Annotated in this window: 14 protein-coding genes; 3 read left to right on the forward strand and 11 right to left on the reverse strand. The window is 68.8% G+C overall.

Annotated elements, in window-relative coordinates:
* Nucleotides 1–401: 401 nt before the first annotated feature.
* The 5 genes from HMPREF9719_RS04230 to serA all read right to left on the reverse strand — a co-directional run bounded on the left by HMPREF9719_RS04230 (nt 402) and on the right by serA (nt 5,512).
* Nucleotides 402–1,091: a LysE family translocator gene (locus tag HMPREF9719_RS04230; protein WP_004600733.1), complete on the reverse strand. Its 690-nt coding sequence runs from the start codon at nt 1,089–1,091 to the stop codon at nt 402–404.
* A gap of 80 nt (nt 1,092–1,171) precedes the next feature.
* Nucleotides 1,172–1,966 carry a fumarylacetoacetate hydrolase family protein gene (locus HMPREF9719_RS04235; protein ID WP_004600734.1) on the reverse strand — a complete coding sequence of 265 codons (795 nt, stop codon included), beginning with the start codon at nt 1,964–1,966 and terminating at the stop codon, nt 1,172–1,174.
* A gap of 133 nt (nt 1,967–2,099) precedes the next feature.
* A complete protein-coding gene (locus HMPREF9719_RS04240) occupies nt 2,100–3,119 on the reverse strand; it encodes a 3-isopropylmalate dehydrogenase (RefSeq protein ID WP_004600735.1) in 1,020 nt (339 codons plus the stop codon).
* Nucleotides 3,120–3,328: 209 nt separating this feature from the next.
* Complete coding sequence (locus HMPREF9719_RS04245; protein WP_004600736.1) at nt 3,329–3,628, reverse strand: hypothetical protein; 300 nt, start codon at nt 3,626–3,628, stop codon at nt 3,329–3,331.
* Between the two features lie 291 nt (nt 3,629–3,919).
* Nucleotides 3,920–5,512, reverse strand: coding sequence for a phosphoglycerate dehydrogenase (gene serA, locus HMPREF9719_RS04250; protein WP_004600737.1), 1,593 nt, complete (start codon nt 5,510–5,512; stop codon nt 3,920–3,922).
* 318 nt (nt 5,513–5,830) lie between these two features.
* Between serA and nadA the strand changes: the two genes are divergently transcribed.
* Complete coding sequence (nadA, locus tag HMPREF9719_RS04255) at nt 5,831–6,898, forward strand: quinolinate synthase NadA (RefSeq protein WP_051001403.1); 1,068 nt, start codon at nt 5,831–5,833, stop codon at nt 6,896–6,898.
* A 353-nt stretch (nt 6,899–7,251) separates the two neighbouring features.
* On the opposite strand, the gene HMPREF9719_RS04260 is transcribed toward nadA, so the two are convergent.
* The 4 genes from HMPREF9719_RS04260 to HMPREF9719_RS04275 form a co-directional block, all read right to left on the reverse strand.
* Nucleotides 7,252–9,030: a hypothetical protein gene (locus HMPREF9719_RS04260; RefSeq protein ID WP_004600739.1), complete on the reverse strand. Its 1,779-nt coding sequence runs from the start codon at nt 9,028–9,030 to the stop codon at nt 7,252–7,254.
* Nucleotides 9,031–9,264: 234 nt separating this feature from the next.
* On the reverse strand, nt 9,265–10,278 hold the full coding sequence (gene ilvC / locus HMPREF9719_RS04265) for a ketol-acid reductoisomerase (RefSeq protein ID WP_004600740.1): 1,014 nt from the start codon (nt 10,276–10,278) through the stop codon (nt 9,265–9,267).
* Between the two features lie 153 nt (nt 10,279–10,431).
* Nucleotides 10,432–10,962, reverse strand: coding sequence for an acetolactate synthase small subunit (gene ilvN / locus HMPREF9719_RS04270; protein WP_004600741.1), 531 nt, complete (start codon nt 10,960–10,962; stop codon nt 10,432–10,434).
* A 13-nt stretch (nt 10,963–10,975) separates the two neighbouring features.
* The gene (locus HMPREF9719_RS04275) at nt 10,976–12,778 is read right to left on the reverse strand and encodes an acetolactate synthase large subunit (RefSeq protein ID WP_237737890.1); all 1,803 of its coding nucleotides are present in this window, start codon (nt 12,776–12,778) and stop codon (nt 10,976–10,978) included.
* Between the two features lie 450 nt (nt 12,779–13,228).
* Between HMPREF9719_RS04275 and HMPREF9719_RS04280 the strand changes: the two genes are divergently transcribed.
* Both HMPREF9719_RS04280 and ilvD read left to right on the forward strand, forming a co-directional pair.
* A complete protein-coding gene (locus tag HMPREF9719_RS04280) occupies nt 13,229–13,777 on the forward strand; it encodes a PH domain-containing protein (protein WP_004600743.1) in 549 nt (182 codons plus the stop codon).
* A 131-nt stretch (nt 13,778–13,908) separates the two neighbouring features.
* Nucleotides 13,909–15,753: a dihydroxy-acid dehydratase gene (ilvD, locus tag HMPREF9719_RS04285; protein WP_004600744.1), complete on the forward strand. Its 1,845-nt coding sequence runs from the start codon at nt 13,909–13,911 to the stop codon at nt 15,751–15,753.
* Nucleotides 15,754–15,882: 129 nt separating this feature from the next.
* On the opposite strand, the gene HMPREF9719_RS04290 is transcribed toward ilvD, so the two are convergent.
* Nucleotides 15,883–17,856, reverse strand: a complete 1,974-nt coding sequence (locus HMPREF9719_RS04290) for a metallophosphoesterase (RefSeq protein ID WP_051001405.1) — start codon at nt 17,854–17,856, stop codon at nt 15,883–15,885.
* Nucleotides 17,857–18,861: 1,005 nt separating this feature from the next.
* The gene (locus HMPREF9719_RS04295; RefSeq protein WP_218915457.1) at nt 18,862–22,575 is read right to left on the reverse strand and encodes a DNA methyltransferase; all 3,714 of its coding nucleotides are present in this window, start codon (nt 22,573–22,575) and stop codon (nt 18,862–18,864) included.
* Nucleotides 22,576–22,590: the final 15 nt, after the last annotated feature.

Here is a 22,590-nt window from a genome sequence, read left to right on the forward strand (position 1 = left end):
GCGCTCCCCGGGCCGAAGCTCGGTGAGGGTCGGGGCGGTCGTCCCGCCCCTCGTATCCTCGCTGGGCGCGTCCTCGGCCATGGGGTACTCCTCTTCCGCGTCGATCGGGCCTTGTGGGCTCCCGGGCGCTCGACTCGGCCTCTCGGCCGCGGCCGGGGAGACTTGAGTCCCCGTTCCCGGGCTGCGCGGCGCCGCCCGGGTTTAAGGGCGGTGCGCGCGGCACTAATTCGGTGACCTTATGAGGCGGCCCTCGGGTTCGTCGACGGTTCCTTTCCGCGGGGAAAGAATGCTTGGGCGGGCGGCGACACCCGGGCACGGCGAGGGCCCCGGCCCCGAGCGGCGGGTTCGCCGCGCGGGGCCGGGGCCGAGGCCGGTTAAACGGCCGAGGAGTCGAGGGCCCGCTAGGACCCGAGCCTGAGGTCCGCGACGCCGGTGGCGACGAGGACGACGCCGAGGATGAGGAGGATCGCGCCGGTGACGAGCTCGACGAGGGCGGCGTGGCGGTTGAGCCAGCGGCTAAGCGCCCCGACGGCGAGCGCGACGCCGACGAACCACGCCACGCCCACGACGATGAGGACGACCGCCGCGAGCGCGAGCCACCCGATCGACGCCCCGGGCTGGGCGACCTGGGCGAAGACCGCCCCAAAGAAGATCATGGCCTTCGGGTTCGCGAGGTTGGTGACAACCCCCGTGCGCCAGGACTTCACCGGCCCGGGCGCGGGGCGGGAGCTCGCGCCCGCCGCGACCCCGGGCTCGGCGGGCGCGCCGCCGCTCGAGGCGGGCACGGGCCGGGAGGCGCGCAGCTCTGTTACTCCTCCGCGGATCGAGGAGAAGCCCATCCAGGCGAGGAAGCAGCCGCCGGCGATCTCCAGGGCGACGAGGATGCCGGGGTAGGCGGTGACCAGCAGCGCGAGGCCGGCGAGCGTCGCGACGATCCAGCCGGCGTTGCCGGTCATGATGCCGAGCGCGCACCACACCCCGGAGGAGCGCTGGCGGCTGCCCAGCCGTACGATCTGGACGATATCGGGGCCGGGGCTCGCGATCGCGGCGAGCCACACAACAACGAGCGTGGCGAGGTCGGAGAAGTCCATGCGGGGCTAGGTGAGTCGGCTTTCGTACTAAGGGGTCGCCCGGTCAGGCGGGGCCCGATGATTCTGTTAGACGGCGGGCGCTAGGCGGCCTGGACGGGGTTTTTCAGCTTCCCGACGCCGGGGATCTCGATCTCGATATCGTCGCCGGGCACCATCTGCCCGCTGCCCACCGGCGAGCCGGTGCTAATGACGTCGCCGGGAAGCAGCGTCATCGTCTCCGAGACGAGCTCGACGATCTCCCCGATCGAGAGGATCATCTGGTTGGAGTTGGAGTCCTGCTTCGTCTCGGTGGAGCCGTCGTGGGTGAGGTGCGCCTTGATCGGCAGGTCCTCGACGTCGACGGAGTCGATGTCCGTCTCGATCCAGGGGCCGAGCGGGCAGAACGTGTCGAAGCCCTTGGCGCGCGCCCACTGGCCGTCCTTGAACTGCAGGTCGCGCGAGGAGGCGTCGTTGACGCACGTGAAGCCCAGGGTCACGTCGCGCCAGTCGTCGCGCTTGACGTTCTTGCACGGCCGGGAGATCACCAGTCCCAGCTCGCCCTCGAACTCGACGCCGGTGGCGATCTCGGGAATCTTAATCGGCGCGCCCGGCCCCACGACGGCTGTCGGGGGCTTGAGGAACATCGTCGGCGGGAGGTACTCGGCCTTCTTCTTGAAGACCTCCTCGACGTGGTCGGCGTAGTTCCGGCCGATGGCGACGACCTTGCTCGGCAGCATCGGCGCGAGCAGGCGCACCTCGCTTAAGCGCCACTCCTTGCCGGTGTACTCGGGCGGGGTAAACGGGGTGCCCTTGATCTGCTTGGCGACCGGGTCGTCCCCGTCGCCGATGACCGCGAAGGTCATGCCCTCTGGCGTGGCTATTCTCCCAATACGCATGTTCCTCAAGCTTACCTGTGAGAGCGGTGGACCTCGCAGCCAGCCCTAGCCGCCCGAGGCTGCGGGGCGGGCACGGGGCGGCGCGGCGCGCCGGCGGGACTGTCGGCGCGCCTTCTCCCGAGGGGCGGCGTCGCTAGCCGGCGACCGCGGCGGCGATGCGGTCGCCGACCTCGACGGTGCGGATCTGCTCGGCCCCGCGGGCGGCGACGTCGGCGGCGACGGCCTTGTCGATGCGGGCGGCGGCCTCCTCGTCGCCGAGGTGACGCAAGAGCAACGCGACCGAGAGGATCGCCGCCGAGGGGTCGGCGACGCCCTTGCCCGCGATGTCCGGCGCGGAGCCGTGCACCGGCTCGAACATCGAAGGGTTGGTGTGGGTGGCGTCGATATTGCCGCTCGCGGCGAGCCCGATCCCGCCGGTCACCGCGCCCGCGAGGTCGGTGATGATATCGCCGAAGAGGTTGTCGGCGACGATGACGTCGTAGCGCTGCGGGTCGGTCACCAGGTGGATGGTCACGGCGTCGATGTGTTCATAGCCAACCTCGACGTCGGGGTATTCGGCGCCGACCTCGTCGACGGTGCGCGACCACAGCGAGCCCGCGTGGGTAAGAACGTTGGTCTTGTGCACGAGCGTGAGGTGCTTGCGCCGCTCGTTGGCGCGCGCAAAAGCGTCGCGCACGACCCGCTCGACGCCGAAGCGGGTGTTCTGGGAGACCTCCGAGGCGATCTCGTTCGGCGTGCCCTCGCGCAGGATGCCGCCCGCGCCGCTGTAGAGGCCCTCGGTGCCCTCACGGACGACGACGAAGTCGATCTCGCCGGGGTCTTTGAGCGGCGAGGAGGTGTTCGGGTAGAGCTTCGCCGGGCGCAGGTTGACGAAGTGGTCGAGGGCGAAGCGCAGCTTGAGAAGGAGCCCGCGCTCGAGGACGCCGGGCGCGACGCGCTCGGGGTCGCCGACGGCGCCGAGCAGGATCGCGTCGTACTCCTTGAGCGCGGCGAGGTCCTCGTCGGTGAGGATCTCCCCGGTGGCGAGGTAGCGCCTCGCGCCGAGGTCGAAGTCCGTGGTCTCCACCTCGGGGCGCAGCGCGCGCAGGACCTTTAAGGCCTCGGCGGTGACCTCGGGGCCGATGCCATCGCCACCGATGACGGCAATTCTCATGCTGCAGGATTCCTTTCTCAGATCGGCTCGCAGGCCAGTCTAGCGCAGCACCCATAGCCCCCGGGGCGGAACCGGGCGCCGCCCCGCTCCCCCGCGGCGATCCACGAAGAACCGGAGGGCGCGGCGCCGCCGAGCGTCGGGAAACGACACAACCGGGCCCCGCGCCAGGGTGTGGCGCGGGGCCCGGTCGGCCTGAGTGGCGGGAGAGACTAGTGCTCGTCCCAGTGGTCGCCGTGCGCGGCGTGGCGGTGCCCGTCGTGGATGTAGTCGACGTGGTCGTTGTGCGGGACGGCGACGTGGCCGCAGTTGGGCCCATGCTCGTGCGGGTGCTCCTCGTGGGCCTCGTGCTCGGCGGGAACGCACTCGTCCCAGTGGTCGCCGTGCGCGCGGTGGAGGTGGCCGTCGTGGACGTAGTCGACGTGATCGCCGTGGGGGACGGCGACGTGGCCGCAGTTCGGGCCGTGCTCGTGGGCGTGGTCCTGGTGAATCTCGTGGGTCGGCGCGGTCATGACAACTCCTTCAATCAACCAAAGCGTGATTCTCGGTCTCTTCCCGCGGCGCGATCCCGCCGCGGCCGGCCTCCCCGGCGGCTTCGCTGTCCGCCGTTCCTGCCGTGACTCCCACGCTACTGAATTGTCATTAGCGTTTCAACAATGTTGGAACGGTACTGACAATCGAGGCCCTGAGCTGCACAAACGACGCCCCCGGCCGGGGAAGATTCCCCCCGACCGGGGGCGTTAGTGGAAACCTATCGACAACGAAGCGGGGTCGGGACCGTGCGCCCGGCCCCGCTCTGCCCGCTAGTCGAGGTCGATCTGCAGCGCGGAGGCCTGGAGCCGGTCCCGGAGGCGCTCGAGGAGCTCGTCGCCGGCGGGCTCGGAGAGCTGCACGACGAGGATGGCCTTGTCGCCGCCGCGGCGGTCCTTGGCGAGCGCGGCGTTCTCGATGTTGATGCCGTGGTCGCCAATGAGCGTGGCGACCCTGCCGAGCATGCCCGCCTGGTCGCGGTAGCTGATAAACAGGTTGACGCCCTCGGCGCGCAGGTCGATGCCGCGCCCCTCAAGGCGGACGATCTTCTCCACGCGGTTGAGGCCCGTGATCGCGCCCTCGATGTGGTAGGAGTCGCCGTTGCCCGCGATAGCGGCGACCTCGACGGTGGAGCGGTGCGTCGTCGACTCAGGCGACGTGTCGACCGAGACGCGCACCCCGCGCTCCTTGGCGATCATCTCCGCATTGACGAAGGTTACCGGCACTCGGGAAATATCGGCGAGCAGCCCGCGCAGCGCCGAGGAGCCGAGCCCCGAGACGTCCTCGCTGGAGAGCTCGCCGCGGGCGGTGACCTGCAGCGCGACGGGCACGTCGCCAAGCAGCCTGGTGGCCGCGAGCCCGAGCTTGCGGGTGAGGTCCAGCCAGCCGGAGACCTCCTCGCTGACGTTCCCGCCGGGCACGTTGACGGCCTCGGGCACGTACTCGCCGTTTAAGGCCTTGAGCACGGAGGCGGCCACATCCGAGCCGGCGCGGTCCTGCGCCTCCTTCGTCGACGCCCCGAGGTGCGGGGTGAGAGTCACCCGCTCGCCGAGGCGCAGCAGCGGGGAGTCCTTAGGCGGCTCGGACTCGTAGACGTCGACGCCCGCGCCGCGGATGCGGCCCGACTCGATGGCCTCGGCAAGCGCCTCCTCGTCGATGAGCCCGCCGCGCGCGGCGTTGACGATGACCTGGCCCGGCTTCGACTTGGCGAGCAACTCCGCGTCGAACATGCCGGTGGTCTCCGCGGTCTTGGGCAGGTGGATGGTGATGAAGTCCGAGCGGGAGACGAGGTCGTCGAGGTCGGTGAGCTCGATGCCGAGCTGCCGGGCGCGCGCGGGGTTCGCATACGGGTCGTAGGCGATGATCTCACCGACCTCGAAGGCGCGCAGCCGCTGCGCAAACAGCTGGCCGATGTGGCCGAGCCCCACGATGCCGATGGTCTTCTCGTACAGCTCGACGCCGACGAAATCGGAGCGGCGCCACTCGCCGGCCTTGACGCTCTTGTCCGCGGCGGCGGTGTTGCGGGCCGTCGCCAGCGTCAGCGCGATGGCCTGCTCGCAGGCGGAGCGGATATTCGAGGTCGGCGCGTTGGCGACCATAATCCCGAACTCGGTCGCGGAGTCGACGTCGACGTTGTCGAGGCCGACGCCGGCGCGCCCGACGAGGCTGAGCTTCGGCGCGGCCTCTAACACCTCCCGGTCGACCTTCGTCGCCGAGCGCACGAGCAGCGCGCTCGCCTCGGGCACGGCGGCGAGCAGCTCCTCGCGGTTCGTGCCGTCGACCCAGCGAACCTCGACGGAATCGCCGAGCGCGTCGACCGTGGACTGGGAGAGTTTATCGGCGATAACAACAACAGGGCGGGCCAAGGGGCGCTCCTTCCGCTCGCGGGTGTGGTCGTGGCAGACACGAGGCTCGCCCGGGGCCCGCGCGGGCTCACGCGCGCTTTAAGGCTCCCGGCGAGGGTGCATCGGACGGCGCGCCCGCCCCGGCCCCGGGCGCCGGTGATGGACCCGGGGAGCTGTGACCCAGCCCGGGCCGGCGCCCCGTTCGTTGCCCAGACTACTCTGTCTCCGGGAGCCAACAAGGAGCCGCCCAGGCAGGTTAAATTCTCAGTTTCGTCGAGGTTAACGAAGCAGGCGAGAGGTGAGATGGCCGCCAGTTTTGCCGGTGATAGTCTACGGCCTATGACTCACACCACGATGGACTCCGACCTCGAGGTTTACGACTCACCGCTCCTCTCCCAGGCCCGCCACGACGGGTATAGCTGGACCGGCATCGCGCCCGACGAGGAGTGGGCCAGCGAGGTGCGCCGCTTAAAGGAAGAGCGCAACGCCGTCATCCTCGCGCACAATTATCAGATCGGCGAGATCCAGGACATCGCCGACTTCGCCGGCGACTCCCTCGCTCTCGCCAGGCAGGCCGCCTCGACCGACGCGGACACGATCGTGTTCTGCGGCGTGCACTTCATGGCCGAGACCGCCGCCATCCTCTCTCCCGAGAAGACCGTCCTCATCCCCGACGCCGCGGCGGGCTGCTCGCTCGCGGACTCGCTCACCGCCCAAGAGCTCGCCGGGTGGAAGGAGGAGCACCCGGACGCGCTGGTCGTCAGCTACGTCAACACCACCGCCGACGTCAAGGCCTTAACCGACGTGTGCTGCACGAGCTCGAACGCCGTCGACGTCGTCGAGAGCCTGCCCAGGGACCGGGAGATCCTCTTCGGGCCCGACCAGTTCTTAGGCGCCCACGTCAAGCGCCAGACCGGCAGGGACAACATGCACATCTGGTCCGGCGAGTGCCACGTGCACGCGGGCATCTCCTCGAAGGACCTCCAGGACCAGGTCAAGGCCTCCCCCGAGGCGGAGCTCTACATCCACCCGGAGTGCGGCTGCGCGAACTCGGCGATCTACCTCGCCGGCGAGGGCGTCGTCGACAACGAGCGGGTCCACATGCTCTCCACCGGGCAGATGATCGACTCCGCGAAGCGCAACGAGCTCGAGGGCAAGAACAAGGTGCTCGTCGCCACGGAGACGGGCATGCTCCACCAGCTGCGCAACGCCGCCCCCGAGGTGGAGTTCTCCCCCGTCAACGAGAACGCCACGTGCAAGTACATGAAGATGATCACCCCGGCGGCGCTGCTGCGCAGCCTGGCGCTCGGCGAGGAGCGCGTCACCGTTGACGAGGAGACCGCATCCAGGGCCCGCGACGCCGTCGAGCGGATGATCCAGATCGGCCAGCCTGGCAGCGGCGAGTAGGATTCTCCTTTCCCGGCCGGGCTGCACGGCGCCCGACCGGGTCTCGGCCCTGTCGCCGTGGACCTTGACCGGCCCCGCCGGCGCGATTCCCGCGCGCCAGGCGGGGCCTTGCTCTATCCCCAGCGGGACACTGCCCGATCCCGGCGGGCGACCCCCCCTGGCGGGCTCCCCGAAGCGCAGCCCTCGCCCCTCGGCGATCGGGCCGCGCCCTTTCCCATCCGGCGAGACGGCGCTCCAAAACAAGAGAAACAGCCCGCCGCCCCGAGCGTGTCGGGGCGGCGGGCTGCCTGCGTCTCTTGGGGACCGTGCCGCGCGCGGGGCGCCAAGCCCCGGGCGGCGAGGGCCTTAGTTATCTACTGGTAGGAGACGAACCAGGGGCGGGGCGAGACGTCGTTGTAGGTCTGCTCCGGGGTGAACATCGGCTGGTCCTCGTCGATGAAGTTCTTCCACGCGAGGAACCAGTGCGGGTCGAGGTCCTCCTGGATCGCGTGCCAGGTGCCGTACTTCTCCTCGGGCACGCCGTGGCCGTCCGCGTGGAGCACGTAGGCGAGCTCCGGGTGGTGGGTGTTGACGTCCTCGCGGTCGCGGATCATCTGCATCTGGAACTGGTGGACGACGAACGCCTTCTGCGGCAGGTCGTTCTCGTAGACGAACTCCGCGAGCCAGTCGGCGACCTCGTTGATCTCCGCGGCGGTGGTGTGGCCGACCTGGGCGGCGGGCTCCTGACCGTCCTCGAGGCGCCACTCCGGGTCCAGCGCGAGGCCCACGTTGGGCCGCTTGAGGAGGTCCTCGTAGGCCTTCGCCTGCTCGAGGAAGCTCGCCTTGCCGGGCTGCAGGTCGAGCACCGCGTACCCGCCGGCGTCGACGACGGCGTCGATATAGGGCTCGAGCTCCTCGGCCTCGGTGTAGTTCGTGTACTTGCCCTCGGGCCCGGGCTCGCTGGACGCTATCGTCGTGATGATCTCGAAGGCGGGGATGATGGGCTCCTCGCTCTCGAACTGCTCGTACTGGGAGATGAGCTCCCTGACCCGCTGGACGGACTCCTCGGGGCCCTGCTCGCCCATGACGCCGAGCGCGCCGCCGGACGGGTGGCCGTAGAGCGCGATCATCCGCCGGCCCGGGAAGACGAGGTGCCCGCCGCCGGGCAGCTCCTCGCCGGGGTCCTCGGCGAGCTCGATGGCGCGGCCCAGCGAGGTGTCGGTGCCGAACTCGGAGCCGAGCGCGATGAGCGGCCCGTCGGAGAGCCCCGCCACGGCCTTGGTGGCGTCCTCGTCGATGCGCGGGTCGGGGAAGTCGAGGTGGCGCACCGGCGCGCCCCAGGCGCGCGCGTTCGCGATGTCGGCGATCGTGCTGCCCGGGTGGGAGACGGTGATCGGGCCGGCGTCGCCGTCGCGGGCGGACTGCACGGGGAAGCTGCCCTCCCCGGGCTCGCCCTCGGAGGCCGAGGCGGACTCGGCGCTCGAGGGGCTGCTCGACTCCGCGGACTCGGACTCCTCGCCGGCGCCGTACTCGTCCTCGGGGGCGGGCTGGCCGGGAAGCCCCTCCCAGGAGGGCCTAATCCACTGCGGATCCTGCCCGTCGAGGCCCGCGACGGCCTCGGCGATGTCGCCCTGGTCGCTGACCACCCGCTCCTCGAACTGCAGGCTGGTAAGAGAGGTGAGCCCCTCTGCGGTGCCGGGGTCCTCGATGGTCTCAACGTCGTCGCCGAGGTCGATGTCGGCGTCGCCGACAAGGAGCACCTTGCCCGCGCCAAGCCGGTCGATCTCGGCGGCGATGTCGGACTCGACGCCCTCGGAGAGCCGAAAGACCGGGGCGTGGGCGGCGACCGCGATGGAGGCGCCGCGCAGCTGCTCGGCGAGCGTCGGGCCGGTGACGATGGCGGTCTCGGAGTCCTCGAAGTACAGCTCGGAGCTCGCCACGCCCGAATGGTCGTTGTCGGCGAGCACCTTCGGGGTCTCGCCGAAGCGCTCGTCGACCTGGCGGGAGCGGTTGGCAGCGGCGGCCTCCTCAATGCTGCCCGCGGCGTTGGCGCCGTCGTCGGTGCCCTCCTGCTCGCCGGAGTCGCAGGCGGCAAGCGTCGTCGCGGCGAGCGCCGCGGCGCCGCCGAGGGCTGCTAGTCGTTTCAGTGGCACGAGAATGGCTTCGGCCCCTTTCCCCTCGCGTCGCGGCGGGCGCCGATAGCCCGGGTCCCCGACTCTGTTGTGTACGTAGCGATAATCACATCATCATAAATCCCGCCCGGGCGCCACCACCCCACCGCCCGCCGCAGGTGGCGGGCGGCGGGGCGGGGCCGGCGACCGGGCGGGCCCGCGTGAGGACCGGGAGGGGTCTCCCCTTCTCCCTTCGCGGGCCGCCCTCGGGGTCTCCTAGGCGGTCTGGTCGAGCGGGTTCTTCACCCAGCTCATGAGGTCGCGCAGCTTCGAGCCGGTGGCCTCGATCTGGTGGTCGGCGATGCGGGCGCGGCGCTCCTCGAGGTCCTTGTTGCCCTCCTCGACGTTCTTGACGAGCTGCTTGACGAAGGTGCCGTCCTGGATGTCGGAGAGCACCTCGCGCATGCGCTGCTTGACGGAGTCGTCGATGATGCGCGGGCCGGAGAGGTAGCCGCCGTACTCCGCGGTGTCGGAGACGGAGTAGTTCATGTTGCCGATGCCGCCCTCGTAGATGAGGTCGACGATGAGCTTCATCTCGTGGAGCACCTCGAAGTAGGCCATCTCGGGCTCGTAACCGGCCTCGGTGAGGACCTCGAAGCCGTTGATGATGAGCGACTCGAGGCCGCCGCAGAGCACGGCCTGCTCGCCGAAGAGGTCGGTCTCGGTCTCCTCGCGGAAGGTCGTGGGGATCACGCCCGCGCGGGCGCCGCCGATCGCGGCGGCGTAGGAGAGAGCGAGGTCCTTGCCGGTGCCCTCGGGGTCCTGCTCGACGGCGATGAGGCAGGGCACGCCCTTGCCGTCGACGAAGGTGCGGCGCACGAGGTGGCCCGGGCCCTTCGGGGCGGCCATCGCGACGGTGACGGTGTCGGCCGGCTCGATGAGCTTGAAGTGGATGTTGAGCCCGTGGCCGAAGAACAGCGCGTCCCCGTCGTTGAGGTTGGGCTCGATGTCCTTCTTGAAGATCTCCGCCTGGGTGGTGTCGGGCGCGAGCAGGACGATGAGGTCGGCCCACTTCGCGGCCTCGGCGTTGGTCTTCACCTCGAAGCCGGCCTCCTCGGCCTTGGCGCGCGACTTCGAGCCCTCGCGCAGGCCGATGACGACCTCGACGCCGGAGTCGCGGAGGTTCTGGGCGTGCGCGTGGCCCTGGGAGCCGTAGCCGATGACGGCGACCTTGCGCTTCTGGATGATCGACAGGTCGGCGTCGTCGTCGTAGAGAACATCGATAGCCATGAGTGTGGTTTCTCCTCTTTGGTCGCTTCTGTGGTCGTCGGTCCGGGCCGGGCCCTTCCATCCGGGGCGACTCGCCCCCGTGGGTCCCGATCCTACCCCATGTCCCGCTCTGCGGGACACATACCCGGTTATTGTCTCACGGAGTGGCCGCTTCTAGTGGCTCGGCGCGAGGGTCTTCGGCCCGCGGGACAGCGCCACCTGCCCCGACTGGACCATCTCCTTGATACCGAAGGGCTCGAGCACGTCGAGCAGGGCGCGCAGCTTCCCGGGCGCGCCGGTCGCCTCGATGACGACGGAGCCGGGCGCGACGTCGACGACGCGGGCACGGAAGATGCCGGCGGCGTCGACGACCTGCGGGCGCGTCTGGTTCGTCACCGCGACCTTGACGAGCATCATCGCCCGCGCGATCGTGGTCTCCTTGTCGAGGCGCAGCACCTTGATCACCTGGATGATCTTGTTGAGCTGCTTGGTGATCTGCTCGATCTTCTCCTCGTCGGCGTGGACGACGATGGTGATCCGGTTGATCCCCTCGGTCTCCGTGCGCGCGGAGACCAGCGACACGAGGTTGAAGCTGCGCCTCGTGAACATCGACGTCACCCGGGAGATGATGCCGTCGACGTCCTGGACGAGGACGCTTAAGATGTTGACCGGCTTGTCCTTGGCGTGATCCGTTTCCGTGGCCATGTGCACCTATCTCCTAGCGCTTCTCGCTCGTGGTGGGGTTGCTCGGCGACTCGCCCTCGACGACGGAGCCGATCTCGGCGGGCGTCTCCGCGGCGGAGCCCTCCTCGTCGAAGAGCGGGCGCAGGTCGCGGGCGTACTGGATCCCGGAGTTGTCCGTGCCGGCCTCGACCATGGGCCACACCTGGGAGTCCTCGTTGACGATGAAGTCGATGACCACCGGCCGGTCGTTGATGCCGCGCGCCCAGCGGATCGCCTCGGCGACCTCGTCGCGGCTGGTGACCCTGCGGCCCACCCCGCCGAGCGCCTCGGCCAGCCCGACGAAGTCGGGCACGTACTGCTCGCGCTCGCGCAGCTTCGTGTTCGAGTAGCGCTCCCCGTAGAAGAGGGTCTGCCACTGCCGAACCATCCCGAGGTTGCCGTTGTTAATAACGGCGATCTTGATGGGGAAGCCTTCGACCGCGGCGGTGGTGATCTCCTGATTCGTCATCTGGAAGCACCCGTCGCCGTCGATGGCCCACACCTCCTTATCGGGGGCGCCGGCCTTCGCGCCGAGCGCCGCGGGCACGGCGTAGCCCATCGTGCCCAGCCCGCCGGAGTTGATCCACGTGCGCGGGTGCTCGAAGTCGAGGAACTGCGCGGCCCACATCTGGTGCTGGCCCACGCCCGCGCAGTAGATCGCGTCCGTGCCGACCTCGGCGGCGAGCTGCTCGAGGACGAACTGCGGCGCGATGTCGCCGTTGGCGGGCTCGTCGTAGCCGCGCGGAAAGCGCTCCTTGAGCGAGCCCAGGTAGTCGAGCCAGGGGCGCAGCTCCTCGGAGCGGTCGCCGGCGCGCTCGGAGAGGCGGAGGAGCACCTCCTTGGCGTCGCCGACGATGGGCACGTCGACGGCGCGGATCTTGCCGATCTCCGCGGGGTCGACGTCGGCGTGGATGGTCTTCGCCTCGGGCGCGAACGAGGCCGGGTCGCCGGTGACGCGGTCGTCGAAGCGGGTGCCGATGGCAATCAGCGCGTCCGCGCGCTGCAGCGCCGCGACCGCGGGCACGGTGCCGTGCATGCCGGGCATGCCCATGTGCAACGGGTGCCCGCCCGGGAAGGAGCCGAGCGCCATGAGCGTGGTGACCACGGGGATGCCGGTCTTCTCCGCGAAGGAGCGCAGCTCGGCGGCGGCGTTAGCCTTGATCACCCCGCCGCCGGCGTAGATCACCGGGCGCTTCGCGGACTCGATGAGCTTCCAGGCCTGCGCGATCTGGCGGTGGTGCGGGGTCTTGGTGGGCTTGTAGCCGGGCAGGTCGATCTGCGGGGGCCAGGAGAACTCCAGCTCGGCGTTCTGCACGTCCTTGGGGATGTCGACGAGCACCGGGCCGGGCCTACCCGTCGCCGCGAGGTGGAACGCCTCGGCCAGGGCGCGCGGGATGTCCTCGGCGTGGGTGACCATCATGTTGTGCTTGCAGATCGGCATGGTGATGCCGCGGATATCGGCCTCCTGGAAGGCGTCGGTGCCGAGCATCCCGCGGCCCACCTGGCCGGTGATCGCGACGATCGGCACCGAGTCGAGGTGCGCGTCCGCGAGAGCCGTGACGAGGTTCGTCGCCCCCGGCCCCGAGGTCGCCACGCACACCCCCACCTTCCCGGTGGCCTGGGCGTAGCCCTCGGCGGCGTGGCCGGCGCCCTGCTCGTGGCGCACGAGCACGTGGCGCACCCTCTCCGAGGAGTACAGCGGGTCGTAGAGCGGCAGCACCGCCCCGCCGGGGAGCCCGAAGATGACCTCGACGCCGAGCTCCTCGAGGGCGCGCACGACGGCCTGCGCCCCGCTCATGCGCTCGCCCGCGGCGACCTCGCCGGCCGCCCGGGCCTGTGGTCGGTCAGTGTCCACGCTCACGGTAAAAGTCTCTCCTCACCAAAACGGTCGTCTGCTCGCCGAGGCCTCGCCCGCCCCGGGCGCACATCAAGGCTGCGTCTCTAGTAGAACCCGCCGCGGGCGCCCGCGCCCCTTGTCAAGCTGGGCGCGGGCGCACCCCGGGCACGAAAAAACCCTCCGCCAGCAGCCCGTTGCTTACGGGTCTGGGGAGGGCGTCCGCGTCGGCTCGCTGCTTAAAGCCAGGCGGCGCGCGGCGAACGCCCACGCCCTACAAGCAGGAGTCGAATAATCGAGTTCATGACGACGTAGTGTAGCGGGCCACGTGGCGTGGCGCACATTAATAAATTCAGGCACAGCGGACCCCGCCGGTTTGCGGGGCGAAGGAGGCGCCCCGCTACTATCTGGGCCATGACAGACCACGGCCGAAGCGGCAAGAACCCCAGGTCCGGGGCCACGGAGACCTTCGCCCCGGAGCGCACCCACGTGTTCGCCGCGGTGCTCATGATCCTCATCATGCTCATCCCCGTGGTCAACGTTCCGCTCGCCCTCGTCTGGTTCCTTGCCATCCCGGTGGCGTATCTGTGGTGGATTGTCAGGGCGCGCACCACGGTCGGCGATAACGGCATCGCCACGCGCTACGCGCTGCGCCCGGGCCGGCACGTCACCTGGGACGAGTTCGCGGGCCTCGAGTTCGTCGGGGCCAAGGCCCAGGCCGTGACCGAGGCCGGGCAGCGCGTCCCCATGCCCGCGGTGAGCTTCAACTCGCTGCCGACGCTCTCGAGGGCATCGGGCGGGCGCATCCCCGACGCGCTGACCGCCGGGCTCGAGCACCTCGACGGGAAGGTCACCGTCGTCGGCCGCGACGGCGAGGAGACGCTCCTCACCAAGGAGGAGTACGAGGAGCGCCTCCGGCGCCGCCGCGAGTCCGGCCGGAAGGCCGGCGGCGACGGGGATTGACCCGCCGGGCCCGCCCGAGGGCCGGCCGGTCGCCCGCTCCGACCCGCGCGCCGCTGACCGGAGTTGCCTCCGCAACGACCCTGATTGAGCGCTTGTCCAGCGAACCGAACGAATGAGGATGTGTCCCTAACGTGATCCCACTCCGCTCCAACACGACGACGGTCGGCCGCAACGCCTCCGGGGCTCGGGCGCTGTGGCGCGCCACCGGCACCCAGGAGTCCGACTTCGGCAAGCCGATCGTCGCGATCGTTAACTCGTACACCCAGTTCGTGCCCGGCCACGTGCACCTAAAGAACGTCGGGGAGATCGTCGCCGACGCGGTGCGCAAGGCCGGCGGCGTGCCCAAGGAGTTCAACACCATCGCCGTCGACGACGGCATCGCCATGGGGCACGGCGGGATGCTCTACTCGCTGCCCAGCCGCGAGATCATCAGCGACTCCGTCGAGTACATGGTCAACGCCCACACCGCGGACGCCATGGTGTGCATCTCCAACTGCGACAAGATCACCCCCGGCATGCTTAATGCCGCGATGCGGCTCAACATCCCCGCGGTGTTCGTCTCCGGTGGGCCGATGGAGGCCGGCAAGGCCGTCGTCGTCGACGGCGTCGCCCACGCCCCCACCGACTTGATCACCGCGATCTCCGCCTCGGCGAACGACGAGGTCAACGACCTGGACCTCACCACCATCGAGGAATCCGCGTGTCCGACGTGCGGCTCGTGTTCGGGCATGTTCACCGCCAACTCGATGAACTGCCTCACCGAGGCGCTCGGGCTGTCCCTGCCGGGCAACGGCTCGACGCTAGCTACCCACCAGGCCCGCCGCCGCCTCTTCGAGCGCGCCGGCGAGACCATCGTCAAGCTCTGCGAGCGCTACTACGGCGACGAGGACGAGTCCGTCCTGCCGCGCGGCATCGCCACGAAGAACGCGTTTAGGAACGCGATGGCGCTCGACATGGCGATGGGCGGCTCGACGAACACGGTGCTCCACATCTTGGCCGCCGCCCAGGAGGGCGAGGTCGACTTCGACTTGAGCGACATCAACGAGCTCTCCTACGAGATCCCGTGCCTGTCCAAGGTCGCGCCGAACTCGAACTACCACATGGAGGACGTCCACCGCGCCGGCGGCATCCCCGCCATCATGGGCGAGCTCTACCGCGGCGGGCTGCTCAACGAGGACGTCCACACCGTGCTCTACGACTCGGTCAAGGCGTGGCTTGGTGACTGGGACATCCGCTCCGGCTCCGCGCTCGACGAGGCGATCGAGCTCTTCCACGCCGCGCCCGGCGGGAAGCGCACCACCGAGGCGTTCAGCCAGAACAACCAATGGGACGAGCTCGACACCGACGCCGAGGACGGCTGCATCCACGACGTCAAGCACCCCTACACCTCGGACGGCGGCCTGGTCATCCTGCGCGGCAACCTCGCCCCCGACGGCGCGGTCATCAAGGCCGCGGGCGTCGACGAGTCGCTGTGGCACTTCTCCGGGCCCGCCCGCGTCCTCGAGAGCCAGGAGGCGGCGGTCTCCGCGATCCTCAACAAGGAGGTCCAGCCCGGCGAGGTCGTCGTCATCCGCTACGAGGGGCCCTCCGGGGGCCCCGGCATGCAGGAGATGCTCCACCCGACGTCCTTCCTCAAGGGCTCTGGCCTCGGCAAGAAGTGCGCGCTCATCACCGACGGGCGCTTCTCCGGCGGCACGTCGGGGCTCTCGATCGGCCACATCTCCCCCGAGGCCGCCCACGGCGGGCTCATCGGTCTCATCGAGAACGGCGACCAGATCACCATCGACGTCCACGAGCGGCTCCTCCAGCTCGACGTCGACGACGAGGAGATCGAGCGCCGCCGCTCGGCGATGAACAAGCGCGAGCGCCCCTGGAAGCCGGTCAACCGCTCCCGCACCGTCTCGAAGGCCCTCCAGGCCTACGCCCGCATGGCGACCTCCGCGGACCAGGGCGCGGTGCGCTCCCTGGATCTCTAACCAGAGCCCTCTAGCGCGACACCGAGCCGGTGCCCGCGGCCACAGCGCCGCCGGCGCCGGCTTCGTCGTCTCTGGCGCCGGCCTCATCGACTCCGGCCCCGGAGGGGCCACTCCCCTGCTGGTTCGGGGCTACTCCCGCGGGCCGCGCCCGCGTCGCGCGGCCCACAGGGCGAGCGCGGCGCCGGCAGCGACGAGCACGAGGCCTGCGAGGGCGGCCGCGCCCACCGAGGCGCCGGTGGCGGCCAGGCCGCGACCCCGCACCTGCGGCTGCTCGGCGGCGGCCTCGGACTCGGGGTTCGACGGGGACGACGGGCGCGACGGCGCCTCGCCGTTCCCCGCCGCGGCGGCCTGCGCCTGCTGAGACTCGGGCTCCTCGTCCGGCGATTCGGACTGATCGCCGGTCTCCTGCTGGTCGGTTGCGGGCGGCTCGTCGGTGGCAGACGGCTCGTCCTCGGCGCCGGCCTGCTGGCCTTCGTCGGCTGGCGGCTGACCCTCGTCGGTGGACGGCCGGTGATCGCCCTGGTCCTGGGGCCGGTCGTCCTCCTGCCCGTGCTGAGGAGCGTCCGGCGTGCCCGGGTTCTGGGCGTCGTCGGGGTTGCCAGCCTTGGGGGCCGGCGGCTCCTCGCCGCCCTCCTCCGCGGGCGCCTGCCGGCCCGAGGGGCCGATGGGTAGCGTCACCGACTGGATGATCCCGCCCTTAACGAAGTCGACGGCGTCGACGGTGACGTGGTCGTCGAAGAACGTCAGCCGGATCCCGCTGGAGTGGTCGCCGAGCAGGGTGCGCTCGTCGTGGTCGCCCTCGGGGACGATGCCCTCCTTGACCGCCGCGGTGTTCACCGCGGGCACGCCGTAGCCCACGTCGTCGGGCATGGTGTAGCGCCCCCACCAGTCGTTGAGCTCGTGGATGTGGTGGGTATGCCCAGTTACGACCATGACGTTCTTGTGGCCGGCTATCGCGTCGTTGAGCTCCTCGATGCGGTTGTAGTCATTCTGGTACCACGCCGAGTGCGTGCCGGAGACGGTGTTCGGCAGCGGGTAGTGCGTGCAGATCACCACCGGCTTGCCGGCGGCCTCCGCGGCATCGAGGCGCTCCTTCAGCCACGCGAGCTGCTCATCCGACGGGTTGTAGAAGGGTTCGTTGCCGTCCTGCGCCTCGTCGTCGTAGTACTCGGTGCCGATGGCGAGCAACACCACGCCGCCGACCTCCCGCTCGGCGTAAGGCTTGTCCATGCCGGTGAAGTCGAGGTAGCGCTTAAGCGCGGTCTCGTAGCCCTCCGTCCCGTAGACCTCGTGGTTTCCCCACACCCAGAGGACCTCGTCGTTGTGGTACGGGTGCTCCCCCACCATCTCCTCGGCACGCTCGTAGTCGGCCTTCGCCATGGTGTCGACGAAGTCGCCGTTGACGACGAGCATGTCGCCCTGCGGGTACATGGACTCCAGCCGCCCCATCGCTCGGGCCCACTTCCTCTTCTGGGCGCGGGTGATGTCCTCGCCGTCTGCGTGCACGTCGGAGACGACGTCGATGACGGCGTTCGGCTCGTCGTCCGCATACTCGTAGGGCCGGTGGACGCCGACGTTGTCGACCGCCCACCAGTAGTCGTTGTAGGAGTCCTCGTAGGAGAAGGTGAGCCGGGCGGTGGTGGCGTCCTCAGGGACGGCGAACTCGAGCTCCTCGTGGGAGCTGTAGCGGTCCTCTGTGAGCTCGAGGAGGGTCTCCTCTTCGCCGGTGTCGAAGGACACGGTCACCACCCCGCGCTGCTCCGGGGATCCCTGCCGGTAATGGGAATCGAACGAGGCGACGAGCCGGTCCTCGCCGGCGACGGGGAAATCCGGAGTGGTGAGCCCCGTGGTGAAGCGCTCGTCGTAGGCGAGGCGCTGGTGCTCGCTCTCCATGATGGCGAAGTTGCCGGAGCCGCGGGTAAACCAGTGGCGCTCGTCGGTGCCCGCAGCCCAGGTCCACTGCCTAACGTCGGAGAACGTCCAGCCGCGCCAGCGCCCCTCCCCCGTCGTCACGTCGCTGGCGGTGACCTCCCAGCCGTCGGGGCCGTCGTGGGAGAACCACTCCGGCAGCTCGAGGTCGTCGAAGTCCTCGTAGAAGAGCATCGCCGGCTGTGTGAGCGACCCGTTTGCCGAGATGTTTTGCTTCTCCGGGGAGACGCCCGGAACTGGCGGGTCGACGGGTGGTTCCGGATCCGCTGCGACGGCGACAACGGGCGCGGCGACGAGCGGCGCCAGCGCTATGCCCAGCGCCAGGAAACGGCGACGCGCGGAGTGGTGAACGTGCATACGAACTGCCTTCCTTGGACGTACGAACCTGGAGCCGAAGCACGACGAGGAAAGCGGATGTCCTGCGGCGCGATTCCCACGGGGAGGCTCGACAAGGCGGCATGGTGCGGTAACAGTGAGGCAAGTTGTACAGCTTTTCAGCACGCCAACTGCAATACCCCGCGCCACCAGATCATGCGCCTGCGCCGCGGAACGCACGAGCTTGACCAGCCGGACCGAGCGCCGCTCCCCAGCTCCATTACGCTCACCAGCATCGCCCATGAACTTTTCTGACAGCTCATTCCAAGGTGAATCAGCGATGTCGCGCTCCTGTCCCGTTTACCGGAACGACGTCTCGACAGCCTGATCGGGAGCGAATGAGGCGTTGGGATCCAGCGATGATGCTGCACAGCTGGACAAACCGGGCACATGCTGACAACCTCGGGGTATCCGGCGGGTTCTTACGCCAGGTGCCCCTAAGCAGACCAGAGGCAAGCTCACACGAGCAATAAGTAATTCGCGCTAGCCTGCGCGCGGAGAGCTCGAGCTCAAGGAGTAGTTACGAGCCCTCCCGGTCGAGGGATCAGAGTCGCTCCACGGATCTACAAGCGAGTAACGCCTGGCGGGGTGCTTACCAAGAACGGGTCTGCATCCCGGAGCCACCAGGAAATCCAGTATAGGACGCGCGACCGCGTTCGGAGGCCGCGGAGAGCAACGCTCCCCACTCCCCGATAGTTTGTAAACGGATCTTCTACCCGCGTCTCACTTCAGCCAGCCCGCGCACTGTCGATCGCCGCCCATGTTTGACCGCACTGCTCAGACAATCCCCTAGCTTGTTCCGATTTACCTCTCCAACTGGTCGAGGACCTCCTTGTAGCATGCGCGTAGATCTTCCTCGCGGTCGAGCGGCGCGAACGGGTACTCGTAGACGTACTCGACGCCAGATTGCGGGTGGGTCCAGGTGCGATCCTCGACCGAGAGCGGCTCATCACCATCCGTGGTTGTTGCCTTGTTGTGGACCTTGGCAATGTCCTTCGGTACTCCCCGACCATTCCGATCCACGAGGTCGGTTTTGTCACGCTGGTAGAGCACCGGGAATTGAGTCCGGTAGATCATCACCAGATCCTCGATCCCGACACCGAGGGCGATCGCCACGGCAGCGTTCAGCAGGTTCTCAGTGTGCCACCGATCCTTCGTGGTGCGCACCGGCACCTCCGGCGTCCACTCGGTGCCGGTGAGCTCTTCCCACAGCGGGGCATAGGCCCCGGTGAGGCAGTTCAGCCGCAAATACGCCGGAACGGCTAACCGATCGATTGCCAAACCGGAGGGGAGAGACAGGATGCTTCCGGTGTCACCGCGGAGATCTGACTTACCCGACACGCGAATTTGGAAATCAGCCAAAAGCGAAGCTGCCATAGCCCCGAGCACGATCGTTCCGCGCAGCGAGTGAGTACTTGAAGCTGAAAAGACCGCATCGACGTGTTCCGTGCCAGGCGGTAGGACCGCGGGGTACATGGTGCGGTAGCCGGTGGTGGCTGCCATGCCCCGCCAGGCGATGCGCCAGTGGTCACGCACCGGCACCGGGCCGGTGGTGCCGCTGGTCCAGTATCCGTAGGCGGCGTCGCGATCCGTGCCGTCACCGGTCTCGGGTTGGTAGCCGGTCGCCGGCAGGAAATCCGCGGGTATCGCCTCGAGGTCCACGGCGGTGTAGTCCTGGTTGTGCTTTAGGCTCGGGTTGGGTTGTTTGATCATCGGGGTCGCCACACCCAGATGCGGCCCCTGCAGAATCACCCGATCCCACGAGTCGGGCACCGCGTAGCCGCGATCAAACCAGCCGTCGCGACGGTCGGTGGTTTCGTTCCAGCCGGACGAGTACTGCAGCCCTAGCTCCGCGACCCGCGGTGCTTTCGCGAGTGTCTGGAGCACGCGGGCGGCGTCGGTGTTGACGGTGTAGACCATGCGGGCCTCACCTGCCGGGGTATCGGAGTCTTCCATCAGCCCGGCCCACAGCTGCAAGGTGTCTGTGGTGACGTGTTGGATTCGATCCGCATGCGGCCGCATGTCCCACTTGTCGTCTTTCAATCCGGGCACGGGCCCGGTGCCGTCGTGTTTGAGCGAGTCGCGCGCGGTATCCGGGTGGTAGAGCGAGACGGCTTGGATGAAGTCCGGGGCGGCCTGTCGCCCGGCGTACACGTGCACCCCGTACTTGACGAGATCGTGGATGTCGAAGAGCTTCAATTCGTTGACGAACTGCCAGTGGCGGCGTAGCCGCAGGTAGGCCTGGCGGCGCAGCGGTGCGGCTTTCTTTTCGGTGAAGTGCGATTCCGGGTGGATCAGCCCCACCACCCCGCCGGGCGCGGTAAGCGACCAGGTGGTGGGCATGAAGCAGCGGTATAGATCGGTGCGCTGCCCGGCCAAAAGCTGGTAGCGCACCGGGCTGGAAAGAAACGAGCTCGTCGCTTGGGTAGCAGCCGAGTCGCGCACCACCGCGTCGGTCACGCCGGGGTGGGTGAGGACCTGGTGTTGTTTGGCGGTGGTTTCTTTCTGGGTGTGTTTCCCGGTGAGCTTAAACCACGGGTCGAACTCCGACAGGACGGTTGTGATGTCCTCGTCCGGCCGTACCCACGGCGGGTTCCCGGCGATCAGATCGAAGCCGCCGCTGGTGGCGAACACGTCGGAAAAGTCGAGCTCCCAGTGGAAGAATCCCTGCCTGTCGGCGATGCGGCGGGCAACAGTGAGCCACGGGTGGCGGGACGCCACCTGGTCGACAGAGCGGGCGCCGCCAAAGGAGAGGAATTGTTGTTCGGCGTCGGCGAGTTCGAACCAGCCGTCGGCCTCACCCAACTCCAGCTGGCCGCTCGTGCCGCCGGTGCGTTTGAGCGGGTCTTGGCCGAGGAGTTCTTCGAGTGTGGTGAGCCATTCGTCCCACTCAGGCGGAGCCACCCGCACTCTGTCAACCACCGTGTCGTTGTCGGTGAGTGGCCAGAACGTCAGCGCCGACCAGGCATCCATCACCAGCCGCAGCCTGCGGTAGGCATTGTTCTCATCACCACACAGCCAATCCTCGATCTCCGATCGAGTCACCACGGTCTTGTCGACAGCACCAGGGTTGGTGACATCGGTCTGTCCCCAGACGGGGATGTCGCGCTTGGCGTGCTGGTTGGCGATGCGCATCCGCTCCGCCGACGAGGCCCACAGCACCTCGACACGACGCGACAGAGCCACCAGACGCTTCACCTGCGAGGAATCCGGGCTCTTCTGCACGCTGCGCCGCCAGGTCTTCAGCTCCTTGACCTGATCGGCGGCGAGTTTCTTCACCGTTGCGGAATCCACACCGGCACCCCACGTAGTGGTGGGCAGCAGGAATGACCACACCCGACCAGCAAGCCCAGTGGTCTCGTCGTCGGCACCATCGCTCTGGCTGTGGGGGAAGGCGACCGGGTCCGGCTGGGTTTTCAGCCAGGCCTTCTTCTTCAACTGACCGCGCCGGTAGGCGCTGCGGCGCGCCCCGATGAGTGTGTTGCCTCTTCTCAGGTGCAGCCCGAACCACGGGGCGGTCAGCTCCCCGGTCATCGTCGCCAACCACAGGGAGATCTCTGCCAACTCAACCGCCGTGGAGTTCAAGTCGACGCCGTAGACGCGGTGCAGCGCGATCCACGCCTTCACCCGCTGCAGCTGCAGCTGGAACTCCGCCGGTGGAATCCTCTCGCCGAGCTCGTCCTGCTTCTTTTTCAGGTAGAGGTGGGCGAGTTGGTCGACGGCCTCCACGACGAACGCACCGGAACCCAATGCCGGCTCCAACACACGGAGATCCAGCACGTCATCGGCGGACTGGATGCGTCCGGAGGATTCGAGTTCGGCGATCGCCTGGCCCACGGTGAAACTGGTGAGCACCTGTGGGGTGTAGAACGACGCCGACCGGGCCCGATCGCGTCCCGAGGCGTGGAACACGAAATCACCCGGCTGGTAGCGCACCGGGATGCTTTCCACACCGGCACGCCCGTGGTCGATGCGGCGCACGACGACGGAGTCGTCCGGCAACTGGCCGGCGATATCGGAGGTGTCCTCGACCACCCAGCTGCCCTTGGTCCGGTCGCCGCCGGGGGCGACCTCAACGAACTGGCGGTCGGCGATGGTGCCGTGGAACGACATCAGCCCCTCATACACCTGGCCCAGCTGGGCGACCCCCAGGCTGGCATACGAGACGAAGCCGCGCTGCCGGCCCGGACGCTCCGGAGTCAACAGCAAGAGCCGCAGCACGCTGATGAGGGTGTCGTTGTTCAACCCGAACTTGTCGATCAGGCTGGTGGCCTCATCGGAGAAGAGGTCGGCCTCGAGGCCGCGGAAGACTAATCCGGGGTCGCCGGCCGCATCATCCGGACTCCACGTGTCACCCTCACCCGGCTGGTCGGGGTTATGGCCCTGACTGATCAACCGGAAGATCACCTGCAGCGAGTCATACACATGCCGCCCCAGGCTGGCCTGCAGTCCCGTCGGCGGCGACAGGATGAGTTCTTTTAAGCGTGCGGTGCCGTAGCCCGCCTCGTATTCCGGCACCCCGGCGGGCAGGAT

This window comes from Corynebacterium otitidis ATCC 51513 (assembly GCF_000296405.1).
Taxonomy (GTDB): Bacteria; Actinomycetota; Actinomycetes; order Mycobacteriales; family Mycobacteriaceae; genus Corynebacterium; species Corynebacterium otitidis.